The sequence below is a fragment of the Shewanella sp. SM69 genome, from assembly GCF_025653985.1.
In the GTDB taxonomy this organism is placed as follows: Bacteria; Pseudomonadota; Gammaproteobacteria; order Enterobacterales; family Shewanellaceae; genus Shewanella; species Shewanella oncorhynchi.
Genome location: NZ_JAKKRV010000001.1, coordinates 665,395 through 677,225, shown reverse-complemented (window position 1 = coordinate 677,225; position 11,831 = coordinate 665,395). Strand labels below are relative to the sequence as shown.

Annotated in this window: 10 protein-coding genes; 6 read left to right on the top strand and 4 right to left on the bottom strand. The window is 46.2% G+C overall.

From position 1 onward, the window contains the following. Positions 1–9 precede the first annotated feature (9 nt). Positions 10–204 (bottom strand): hypothetical protein, encoded by a 195-nt coding sequence (locus tag L5M37_RS03105; protein ID WP_105249725.1) that lies wholly within the window; start codon positions 202–204, stop codon positions 10–12. Positions 205–325: 121 nt separating this feature from the next. Between L5M37_RS03105 and L5M37_RS03100 the strand changes: the two genes are divergently transcribed. From L5M37_RS03100 to L5M37_RS03085, 4 genes are all read left to right on the top strand, one after another. Beyond that, positions 326–790, top strand: a complete 465-nt coding sequence (locus tag L5M37_RS03100) for a flavodoxin (protein WP_113938961.1) — start codon at positions 326–328, stop codon at positions 788–790. After that, positions 742–2,223, top strand: coding sequence for a PTS transporter subunit EIIC (locus L5M37_RS03095; protein ID WP_173497100.1), 1,482 nt, complete (start codon positions 742–744; stop codon positions 2,221–2,223). The genes L5M37_RS03100 and L5M37_RS03095 overlap by 49 nt, the downstream gene beginning before the upstream one ends. A 165-nt stretch (positions 2,224–2,388) precedes the next feature. After that, the gene (gene purU, locus L5M37_RS03090) at positions 2,389–3,255 is read left to right on the top strand and encodes a formyltetrahydrofolate deformylase (RefSeq protein ID WP_173497916.1); all 867 of its coding nucleotides are present in this window, start codon (positions 2,389–2,391) and stop codon (positions 3,253–3,255) included. 172 nt (positions 3,256–3,427) lie between these two features. After that, positions 3,428–5,359, top strand: coding sequence for an HD domain-containing phosphohydrolase (locus tag L5M37_RS03085; protein ID WP_168823188.1), 1,932 nt, complete (start codon positions 3,428–3,430; stop codon positions 5,357–5,359). Positions 5,360–5,494: 135 nt separating this feature from the next. On the opposite strand, the gene dapD is transcribed toward L5M37_RS03085, so the two are convergent. From dapD to map, 3 genes are read right to left on the bottom strand one after another with little or no spacing between them, the layout of a single operon-like run. Further along, positions 5,495–6,319, bottom strand: a complete 825-nt coding sequence (gene dapD / locus L5M37_RS03080) for a 2,3,4,5-tetrahydropyridine-2,6-dicarboxylate N-succinyltransferase (RefSeq protein ID WP_028760609.1) — start codon at positions 6,317–6,319, stop codon at positions 5,495–5,497. A 21-nt stretch (positions 6,320–6,340) separates the two neighbouring features. Continuing rightward, positions 6,341–8,926 carry a bifunctional uridylyltransferase/uridylyl-removing protein GlnD gene (gene glnD / locus L5M37_RS03075; protein WP_173245849.1) on the bottom strand — a complete coding sequence of 862 codons (2,586 nt, stop codon included), beginning with the start codon at positions 8,924–8,926 and terminating at the stop codon, positions 6,341–6,343. Positions 8,927–8,959: 33 nt separating this feature from the next. Next, positions 8,960–9,790: a type I methionyl aminopeptidase gene (gene map, locus L5M37_RS03070; protein ID WP_263199407.1), complete on the bottom strand. Its 831-nt coding sequence runs from the start codon at positions 9,788–9,790 to the stop codon at positions 8,960–8,962. Between the two features lie 283 nt (positions 9,791–10,073). Between map and rpsB the strand changes: the two genes are divergently transcribed. Continuing rightward, positions 10,074–10,802, top strand: coding sequence for a 30S ribosomal protein S2 (gene rpsB / locus L5M37_RS03065; protein ID WP_028760607.1), 729 nt, complete (start codon positions 10,074–10,076; stop codon positions 10,800–10,802). Between the two features lie 121 nt (positions 10,803–10,923). Beyond that, a complete protein-coding gene (gene tsf / locus L5M37_RS03060) occupies positions 10,924–11,775 on the top strand; it encodes a translation elongation factor Ts (RefSeq protein WP_028760606.1) in 852 nt (283 codons plus the stop codon). Positions 11,776–11,831: the final 56 nt, after the last annotated feature.

The window sequence follows — 11,831 nt, the reverse complement described above, 5'->3', positions numbered from 1 at the left end:
GTGGATTGCTTAATCGAGGAGTTGTGGCGTTTGTGCTGTTTGTGGCCGCAGCTCTTGCATCATGACAGCTAAGGTTGAGAATCCAGACGTGAGTGCAAGTGGCGATATGAGATTTTGCTGGGCGGAGTGGAAGTAGTTTTTACGTCGAATATGGGTTGTTTTGTGGTGCTGCTTGAGGTGTTTTTGGCGGGTGGACTGTCGCATTAGATATTTTCTCACGCTCAATGGCTTGATTTATAAAAAATTTGCGCCTTAGCTTGCTCATACGCTGAACAATAAAGTAAGGTCAGCCTAATAAGGTTTGCAACGCGATGTGGAGTGTATCATGAAAAAGGTGAATCTGGTGTTTGGCACTGTATATGGTAGTGCACAATTTGCCGCTGAAACCCTAGAGAAAGAAATGCAAGTTTTAGGTTACGATGTCACATTGTGGCAACCTAATGAGGTAGCAAGCTTTATTCCTCCTCAGGATGAATTGTTAGTGGTGGTGACTTCGACGACCGGACAAGGGGATTTACCCGATGATATTCAGTCTTGGTACCATAATCTTAAACATTTAGCTCCCTACTTACCTGAGCTTAGATACAGTGTGATAGCTCTAGGTGATTCAAGTTATGAGACTTTCTGCGGTGCAGGTAAGTCTGTAGATGCACTCTTGAGTGAACTTGGCGCTAAGCCGCTGGTGGAATTACTCGAAATTGATGCCTGTGAAACCATGGAACCTGAGGTTGAAGCGATAAAATGGCTAGAACGCTGGAATCAAGTCGTCAAAACCGAGCTCGTCGCTTAGGTAGTTTCGTCAATCTACAGTGGTTTAAATTTGCCCAGCGCTTAAGCCAAGCGCTGCTTATTCCTATTGCCATTTTACCCGCCGCTGGGGTTATGCTCGGCTTAACCGTTAGTCCAATTCCTTTTATGCCCGAAGAGCTGACAGTGCTGATGCTGGCGGTGGGCAAACTCATTTTCGCCATTATGCCGATGTTATTTGCCGTGGCTGTCGCTATTGGTTTTTGTCGCGATCAAGGCATTGCCGCCTTTTCGGCAGTGTTTGGTTATGGGGTGATGACGGCAACGTTAGCCGCACTGGCTGATTTGTATCGACTTCCAACCCAACCTTTATTAGGAATGGATACCTTAGATACTGGAATTGCAGGTGGCATGATGCTCGGTGGTATTACTTGCCTCGCAGTCCGTTGGAGTCAATATATTCGCTTGCCTGCGATTTTCTCTTTCTTCGAGGGACGTCGCAGTGCATCTTTACTTATTATTCCCCTAGCGATGAGCCTAGGTTATGTACTCGCCCATGTGTGGCCACCCTTAGCTTTATTGATTGAGCGCGTATCCGACTGGGCGGTTTATCAAAAACCGGCCATCGCCTTTGGCGTGTATGGCGCATTAGAGCGGTTACTTATTCCCCTTGGCTTACATCATATTTGGAATGCGCCTTTTTACTTAGAGGTGGGCCAATACCAGTTATTGGGGTATGAAGTCGTTCGTGGTGAGGTGGCGCGCTATTTAGCGGGCGATCCGCAGGCTGGAAACCTTGCCGGTGGTTATCTGATTAAAATGTGGGGATTACCGGCTGCTGCACTGGCAATGTGGCGCTGCGCTGACCCCTCTGAGCGGAATCGCGTGGCGGGCATTATGCTCTCGGCGGGGGCGGCCAGTTGGTTAACTGGGGTGACTGAACCTATCGAATTTGCTTTTATGTTTGTGGCGCCGATTCTATTTATTATTCACGCCTTACTCACTGGGCTCGCTTATTTTGTCTGTATTATGCTGGATATTCACCACAGCATAGTATTCTCCCAAGGGCTGGTGGACTTTACGCTGCTATTTCCATTGTCCCGTAATGCCAGCTGGTTTATTTTCCTTGGGCCTTTAACCGCCATAATATATTACCTGTTGTTTAGACTGAGTATTTTAGCCTTTAATTTGAAAACTCCCGGTAGGCTTGAGCATAACGACAGTAAAGGACCCAAAGAAAGTTTACGGGCGATTATTGCGGCGCTCGGCGGGCGTGAAAATATCGTTGAACTTAATGCTTGTTTGACACGGTTACGCTTGAGCGTACACAAGCCCGAGTTAGTCAATAAGGTGCGTTTGAGTCAGTTGGGCGCTAAGGGCGTGATCGTTATGGGCAAAGGTGTGCAGGTGGTTTATGGCACTAAGGCCGAAACCCTGCGTAAAGTATTGCAGCGTTACTTAGATACTCGGCGCTAGGATTGTGTTTTTACAAAATTAACTGCTTAATTTTTACATTTTATTGATTCAAGCCTCTGAAATATCATTTTTATTTTCGCATTATAGGGTTTTCATACTGTTCAGCATGATTTGCTATGGCAAACTCGATGTAGAGACAATATAGGAGAGCCAACTTTGCAACAAATGACTGAAACTCGCGGTAATACTTCGCCATCCATAGAACGTAAAATCTTACTGACGGATTGCGCTGATGCCCAAGGCCTCATCGCTAAAATCACCAGTGTTTGTTTTACTCATAAACTGAATATCATCAAAAACAGTGAGTTTGTGGATAATGCCCAAGGGCGTTTCTTTATGCGAACTGAATTAGAGGGCATTTTTAACAGCGAACTGTTATTGCAGGATCTGCGTGACGTACTGCCTACGCAAAATCATATGACGTTAGTTAGCGCGGGTAAAAAACGCATTGTGGTGTTAGTTACAAAGGAAGCGCACTGTTTAGGCGATTTGTTAATGAAAGCTTATTATGGTGGTTTAAGTGTCGAGATTGCCGCTGTGGTGGGTAACCATGATGCACTACGTGAATTGGCAGAGAAGTTTAACATCCCTTTTCATCTGGTGAGTCACGAAGGCTTAGACCGAATTCAACACGAGCAAGCACTGTTGGCCGCAGTATCACAATATGAGCCAGATTATCTGGTGTTGGCTAAGTATATGCGGGTGCTAACTCCAGATTTTGTGGCGCAATATCCTAATCGTATCATCAACATTCATCATTCTTTTTTACCTGCTTTTATCGGCGCCGCACCCTATCGCCAAGCCTGGGAGCGCGGGGTGAAAATTATCGGTGCGACGGCGCATTTTGTGAATAATTGCCTCGATGAAGGGCCGATCATCAAGCAAGACGTGATTCCCGTCGACCACAGTTATAGTGCCTTAGAAATGGCGCGAGCTGGGCGCGATGTTGAAAAGAGTGTATTGAGTAAAGCGCTGCAATTAGTGCTCAACGAACAAGTGGTCGTGTACGGCAATAAAACGATCGTTTTCTAAGATGTAGGTGAGTCGTGGCAATGGCATGACATTCAGCGGCGTTTATTTTAACCCGTGTCTGTCATGAAATCAGCTATCATTATGTTTATTGGAGATTTTATAGTGCTCACATTGGGGTGAACATAGCGGTATAGTGTATTACCCATGCTCGAATTACAGGTCGGAGTGCTGGATGTCAACTCGTCAAAGCCTTATCGTTGGAATGAAAGACTTGCCCGATAGTTTGAATTTATCTTGGGCACAGCTAGATGAGCAGTTTTGTGTGCTACGGATGAGCCAAGCCTTTTATAGCCGTTGCAAACGCTCTGCGGCGCAAATCATTAATCAACCGATTAGCCAATTGTTTAGTGCTTTTAATGCTGAACTATGCGCCGATATCGTGAGGCGACGCGGCCAAGAAATAGGTTTTCAATTACAAGATCATCGCGGCATACGTGTGCATCTCGCGCTGCATTCTTTGCCTGAAATGGGATGGTACTTGATTCTATCCGACATCAATTTTGAAGATCCGCAGATGAAGGAGTTGCACTCGGATTATCGTCGAGCGATTCAAGCCAGCGATGCTTGGCTGCAACACATTGAAGATGTGATTAAATCCTCCCAAGAAGAAGTATTTAAAGTCGCAGTTTCTAAGGCGATGTCACTCACTGGCAGTCGATATGGCTTTATTCTGTTGCATAACGAAAAGTTAAAAACACTCACACTCGCCGCGCGTTCTGAGTATCCCCACGCAGAGGCGAATCAAGCCGATTTTGTTGAAGATAATACCCAAGTGTCAGAACTTGAAAGCCGCGTATGGCTCGAATGTGTGCGAGATTATAAGCCGATCATCCAAAATCAAACCGATTCCCAAAGGCGCTTAGGGGATTTGCCCTTAGATAAACTGCTACTTGGAGGGCGTTACTTGGCGGTACCGATTTTATTTCGCAGTCGCTTAGTGGGCATGCTGTGTGTGGTTGACCGTAACGAGCCTTATAGTCGTAATGATGCGAGATCATTACTGACTTTTGCCAGCATTTTATGGCACAGCATTGAACTACCACGCACATTGCGCGCGGTATCCAGGCAGTCCAAAATCATTAAAGCGCAAAAAGAGCAATTATCTCAATCGTTAACCCAGCTTATTAGTGCTATTTCTGAGGCATTAGAACTGAAAGATGCCTATACCGCAGGGCATCAAAAGTCGGTGGCGCAATTAAGTTATTTGATTGGTGAGAAATTAGGTTTAGACCCGCTGCGTTTAGAAGGGCTGAAGATTGGTGCCTTAGTTCATGATATTGGTAAGTTAGCGATTCCATCACAGATTTTGACAAAACCGTCAAAACTTTCAAAAGAAGAATACGCATTAATACAGACCCATCCGCTCCATGGCGCTGAAATTATTGAGGATGTGGAGTTTCCTTGGCCCATTAAAGAGATGATTTTACAGCATCATGAGCGGCTCGATGGCTCAGGTTATCCCGCGGGCTTAAAGGATAAGGCGATTTTATATGAGGCAAAAATTATTGCCGTCGCCGATGTTGCCGATTCGATATTGTCCCACAGGCCTTATCGCCCATCGTTAGGGCTGGAGAAAATGACTGAAGTATTGCGTGCGGGCAAAGGGACTCTTTTTGATCCTGAGATAGTCGAAACCTGTTTAGCGATTTTGATTAATCGAGAGTTGAGTATTAGCGATCATATCGGCGCTGCGCCGCTTGAACCTTTAGTCACGATTTCACTCGACCATGAGTTAGTTGATATTAAGCGTTTACTTACGACTGCCCATGCTAAGGTGGCCGTGGTATTGGATGAGCAACATAAGATACTTGGGGTGATCACGAGTCGCTTACTGGAACATTGGTTTAGCCCATTACTTGGCACTGCGGCTGAGCGTGAACTGGATAGGGCATCTTTACATAAAAAAGCCCATCAGATCATGGAGCATTCAGTGCCTATTATCAGTGAGGTGGCCACATCGGAAGATGCATTACTGCAGTTGAATTTACTAGACTCAGAATATCTTGTGGTGGTGAACAAAGCGCAGCAGCCATTGGGGATTATCGGCTGGCGGGCCATTGCAATGACGAGAAATGCATTCCGTGAAGTAGAGCGTTTGATTTAAGTGTCTTATTAAACACTTTATTTTTAAGCCTGATAATGACAGCGCAACCGTAGGCTAAATTTTACCGACAATAAAAAAGATGCCCTTAGGCATCTTTTTTATGGAACTCATGTTATCGAACAAATGCTGTGACTGTTAATCAACAATACGCAGTAATTCGTTGATACCCACTTTACTGCGGGTTTTTGCATCGACTTTCTTAACGATAATAGCGGCATAGAGGCTGTACTTGCCACAGGCTGATGGTAAGTTGCCAGAAACAACCACAGAGCCTGCTGGCACACGACCGTAATGCACTTCGCCGGTTTCGCGATCATAAATTCGAGTACTTTGGCCGATATACACGCCCATAGAAATCACTGAGCCTTCTTCAACCACAACGCCTTCAACAATCTCAGAACGCGCACCGATAAAGCAGTTATCTTCGATGATAGTTGGGCCCGCTTGCAATGGCTCAAGTACGCCACCAATGCCCACTCCGCCAGATAAATGCACGTTTTTACCGATTTGTGCACATGAGCCAACCGTTGCCCAAGTGTCAACCATAGTGCCTTCATCAACATAGGCGCCTAAGTTCACATAGGATGGCATCAACACGGTATTTTTACCGATAAATGAGCCTTTACGTACTGTTGCCGAAGGCACTACACGAATGGCTTCCGCCTTAAAGCGGGCTTCATCATATTCGGCAAATTTTAACGGCACTTTGTCGAAGTATTTGGTTTCGGCGCCATCGATAACCACGTTATCGAAAATACGGAAGGACAGTAATACCGCCTTTTTCAGCCATTGGTGCACATGCCATTGTCCGTCGATTTTCTCGGCGACACGGACTTCACCTTTATCGAGCATATTGATGACATTTTGCACATCGCTGCGCACACCTGCGTCAACTGTGCTTGGTGTGATGTCGGCGCGCGCTTCAAAAGCCGCCTCAATACGTTGGCGTAAAGCCTCCATTTACTTCTCCCACTGGTCTCGTTAATTAACTGATTCGATATTCTTTGCACTCAGGGCACTGATTAAAGCATCCCTGAGGGTATTCTCTTGGGTTTCGTTAAGTTGCAAGCCATCATTAGTCTGCAGCATAAAAAAGTCTTCGGCTCGCTCACCAATGGTGGTGATTTTGGCCGCGAGTAATGTTGTGTTGCAACGGTAAAAGATATCCCCGACTTTTGCCAGTAATCCTGGCGAATCTAAGGCGATAAGCTCCATCATACTTGTACCATGACGACTGCTTTCGAGGAAACTCACTTGTGTCGGCACATTAAAAGGTTTCATCTTGCGCGATAGTTTTCTAAAGCGCGGCAGTTTTGGACTGTCGCTCGACAGGGCTTTCTCAAGCGCCTTACGGATACTTTGGATGCGTGAAAGCTGGCTAACGGGCTCACCATCCTGCTCTAAGATCACAAAGGTATCGAGGGCATAATTGTCTTTTGAGGTCATGATGTTGGCATCATGGACGTTGATATTTTTATTGTCGAGTACCGCCATCACAGTTGCGAACAATTTAGGTCTGTCTTGGCAATAGACAAATAGCTCAGTACCACCACGGGTGGTGTGTTTGGACACTAAGACTAAGGGCTCATCCTGTTGTTTGTGCTTTAAAATCGCTTCGGCGTGCCACGCGACTTGATTTGGCTGGTGGCGTAAAAAGTAATCGGCCTTAAAACGTTGCCACAGGGCATCGAGATCTTTCTCTTTCAATCCGCGGCGCAGCAGTTCTTTTTTCGCCTTGGCTTGGTATTCACGCACTCTGGCACGAATATCGACGGGTTTTTCTTTACCGCGGGCGAGCACTCTTTGGGTCGAAAAGTACAAGTCGCGTAGCAGTGAGCCTTTCCAGTTGTTCCAGGTTTTTTCGTTGGTGGCGCAGATATCAGCGACCGTTAAGCAGTACAGATAGCTTAAATGCACGGCATCGCGGACTTTATTGGCAAAGTCGGCCACCACATCGGGATCGGAAATATCACGGCGCTGGGCGGTGACAGACATCACCAGATGATTTTCAACCAGCCAAGCGACTAGACGGCCATCGTGATCATTTAATCCATGCAGCTTACAAAAGGCGAGGGCATCGCTGCTGCCCAGTTTACTGTGATCGCCACCGCGACCTTTGGCGATATCGTGGAAGATAGCGCCTAATACGAGTAAACCTTTTTTAGGCAGTTGGTTGATGAGAATCGAGCCTAAGGGAAATTCTTCTTTTTGTTCGGCTTGAGAAAAACGCTCAATATTGAGCAGCAATCTGTGGGTATGTTCATCGACTGTGTAGGCGTGGAACAGGTCAAACTGCATCTGACCTTCAATATTTCGCCATGCCGGTAAATAGGCCGATAACACGCCGTGTTTGTGCATTAAAGACAAGGCAACAATGCCGCGAGGATGGCGCAAAATTTCCATAAAGGCTTGGCGGCAAAGCGGGTTTTCTTGCAAGGCTTGCGGCTGGGCGCGTCTTGCACGGCGCAGTGAACGCAGTGTTGGCGCGTAAATGCCTTTGATGTTGGAGTTTTTAGCGACCAACAAAAATAGCCGCACAATTTCTTCGCCGCTATCGAACAGATCATCGCTTAGCGCTTCAATAAAAGTGCCGCGGCGCTGGTAGTGTTTATCTATCGATTGAATTTCTAAAGCTTTTGTGTGGCCCAGTGTTGCCCGTTTAAACAGCTGCAGCAACATTTCGTTTAGCTCCATCACTCGGCGTACCGTGCGATAGTAACGTTTCATCATTTGCTCAACAGCAAGCTGGGTGGCGTCTTCATACCCCATAAGTTCGGCAACTTGGCGTTGTACATCAAAGAGTAAGCGATTTTCATCGCGACCGACCACCATGTGCAGGGCAAAGCGTATTTTCCACAAAAAGTGCTGGCATTCGAGCAGCTCTTCTAGTTCACCAGGCTCTAAAAAGTCGTATTGGACTAATTCTTCGAGGCGAGCGGCGCCAAAGTGACGCATGGCTACCCAAGCAATGGTTTGAATATCCCTAAGACCACCGGGACAACTCTTGATATTGGGTTCTAAATCGAAGGCACTGGCTCTGGCATGGCGGGCATTTTGCTCATCCCGTTTTGCGATAAAAAAATCGCTTGAAGTCCAAAAGTCACTCTGACGAATCGCATCATAAAGTTGATCGAATAAAAATTCGGGTCCTTCAAGTAATCGTGCCTCTAACAGATTGGTGGCTATGGTGATTTCTTCACGGCCGAGGATAATCGTGTCGTTTAACGTACGGACACTGTGGCCGATTTCCAGATTGGCATCCCACAGAAAGGCAATAAACTGACTGAGTGCCGCTTCGGCGGCGGGTGACAAGATATCATTAAACAGGAACAGCAAGTCGACATCTGAGTGGGGATGCAGCTCCCCACGGCCATAGCCGCCCACGGCAATCAAGGCAATATCATATTCCCTTAGACCGTGCTGTTCCCAAGCTTGCTTGACAAGGGCATCGACAAATTGACAGCGCTGCGTGACGAGCTCTTCAATCGGGGTTTTAGCCTTAAAACTGGCCAAAAGAATCTGATTCTGTTCGATTAATGATTGTTTAGCGAGCAGAGCTATATTCATCGAGTCCCTTGTTTTTATGCTTGTTAGTGTGGCCTATCGCTCGTGATTGATGATACGTGGAAAATCCTCATCCTCACGCAGGGTAAGTACTTCAACCCCTTTTTCAGTCACCAGTAAGGTATGTTCCCACTGGGCTGAATTTTTACCATCGGAGGTGGTAACCGTCCACTTATCATCGCGATCGAGTATGGTCGTGTGGCGACCAGCATTGATCATAGGTTCAATGGTGAAACACATGCCTGGGCGTAATACTGTGTTATCGCCGTTACGGTAATGCATAACCTGAGGTTCTTCATGGAAACCCGAGCCAATACCGTGGCCACAATAATCTTGCACGATGGAATATTTCTCAAGGCCTGTTTTACTTGCTTTGATGAATTTTTCGATAGTATTGCCGATTTCACCCAGTTTTAAACCTGGACGAACCTTACGAATAGCTAAATACAGGCTTTCTTGTGCGATGCGGCACAGACGTTTGTCCTTCGCGCTCACTTCACCGAGTAAAAACATCATCGAGGTATCGCCGTGATAACCGTCTTTAATCACTGTGATGTCGATATTGAGGATATCGCCTTCTTTCAATGGTGGGTTGTCGTTTGGAATGCCGTGGCAAATCACATGGTTTACAGAAGTACAAATGGATTTGGGAAAACCATGGTAGTTAAGCGGCGCCGAAATCGCACCTTGCTCTTCGGTATATTTGGCGCAGAGGTCATTGAGCTCATTGGTGGTCACGCCCGGTTTAACATGCGGCGCGATCATTTCTAATACCTGTGCGGCTAGTTTGCCCGCAGCACGCATTTTTTCAATTTCTTCAGCGGTCTTGATGACTATACTCATTGCGTTTTCTCTTGTGTCTTTAATGTCTGTTGGCCACGCAACCTAATGCAAAAATTTGTGCTTTAGGGCTATTTATGGTATAAAGCGCGCCGTTATGTTTAAGTCTTGATGAATTGTCCAAGCCAGCTTTTGCGCTGCTTTGATACTTGCAAGACTAAAGATGGCGGCCATTATACATGGCTATTTGTCTAAATACTAAATCACACACGTGTCGACACATTCTTCGGGGTGCCCTCAGTTGTTATATAAGGGGTCGAAGACATGGGATACGTGGAGGTCTAACCCCCTAAATTTTAAGGTAATAGAAATGACTACAGTTTCAATGCGCGATATGCTTCAGGCCGGTGTCCACTTCGGTCACCAAACCCGTTACTGGAACCCAAAAATGAAGCCATTCATTTTCGGTGCTCGCAACGGTGTTCACATCATCAACCTTGAGCATACTGTGCCAATGTTCAATGAAGCGCTAGCTTTCATCAGCAACGTAGCTTCAAAGAAAGGTAAAGTATTATTCGTTGGTACTAAACGTGCTGCTGGCGAAGCGATCAAAGAAGCTGCTCTGTCTTGTGACCAGTACTATGTTGATCACCGCTGGTTAGGCGGTATGCTGACTAACTGGAAAACCGTTCGTCAGTCAATCAAACGTCTGAAAGAACTGGAAAGCCAATCAGTAGACGGTACTTTCGACAAGCTGACCAAGAAAGAAGCGCTGATGCGTACTCGTGAGCTTGAAAAGCTGGAAAAATCTTTAGGTGGTATTAAAAACATGGGCGGCCTGCCAGACGTATTATTCGTCATTGGTGCTGACCATGAGCATATCGCTATTAAAGAAGCTAACAACCTGGGTATCCCTGTTGTTGCAGTTGTTGATACTAACTCTGCGCCAGATGGTGTTAACTACATCGTTCCTGGTAACGACGACGCTATGCGTGCTATCCGCCTGTACACTTCTTCTGTTGCTGCTGCTGCAAAAGCTGGCCGTGGTCAAGATTTGGCTGTTCAAGCTGAGCAAGACGGTTTCGTAGAAGCCGAATAATAATAAGGCGGGATGATTATCATCACCCTTATTAACCAAGATTTTTTGATTGGTTAACAGGGGCCATTCGGCCCCTGTTTTATATCTGCAAATTAGTCGATTTTTTATAGAGGATTTAACAATGGCAATTACTGCTGCCCAAGTTAAAGAACTGCGCGACCGTACTGGCGCAGGCATGATGGATTGTAAAAACGCTCTGACAGAAGCTAACGGCGACATGGAGTTAGCAATTGACAACATGCGCAAGTCTGGCGCTGCTAAAGCGGCTAAAAAAGCGGGTAACATCGCTGCTGACGGTACAATTCTGATCAAGAATGGCGAAGGTTTCGCTGCGCTATTAGAAGTTAACTGTCAAACTGACTTCGTTGCGAAAGATTCAAACTTCTTAGCATTCGCGAACGCAGTATTAGATGCCGCTGCTGCATCTAAAGTGACTCTTGAAGATTTAAAAGCACAGTTCGAAGATGCACGCGTTGCATTGGTAACTAAAATCGGTGAAAACATCAACATTCGTCGTGTTGAGTACATCGATGGTGCAAACCTATCTTCATACCGTCACGGTGAGCGCATTGGTGTTGTTGTTGCCGGTGAAGCTGACGAAGAAACCTTAAAGCACATCGCAATGCACGTTGCTGCTTCTAAGCCTGAATACGTGAACCCAGAAGATGTTCCTGCAGAAATCGTTGCAAGAGAACAAGCTCTGCAAATCGAAATGTCAATGAACGAAGGCAAATCGGCAGAGATCGCTGAGAAGATGGTTCTTGGTCGTATGAAGAAGTTCACCGGTGAGATTTCTCTGACTGGTCAAGCTTACATCATGGAACCAAAGAAAACTGTTGGCGAAATTCTGAAAGAGAAAGGCGCCAAAGTCACTAACTTCATTCGTTTAGAAGTGGGTGAAGGTATTGAGAAGAAAGAAGAAGATTTCGCGGCTGAAGTTGCTGCTCAAATCGCTGCTTCTAAAAAGGCTTAATCGCCAACGCTAAATACCCCCAAGACCGCGGCAATAGCTGCGGTCTTGTTATGACC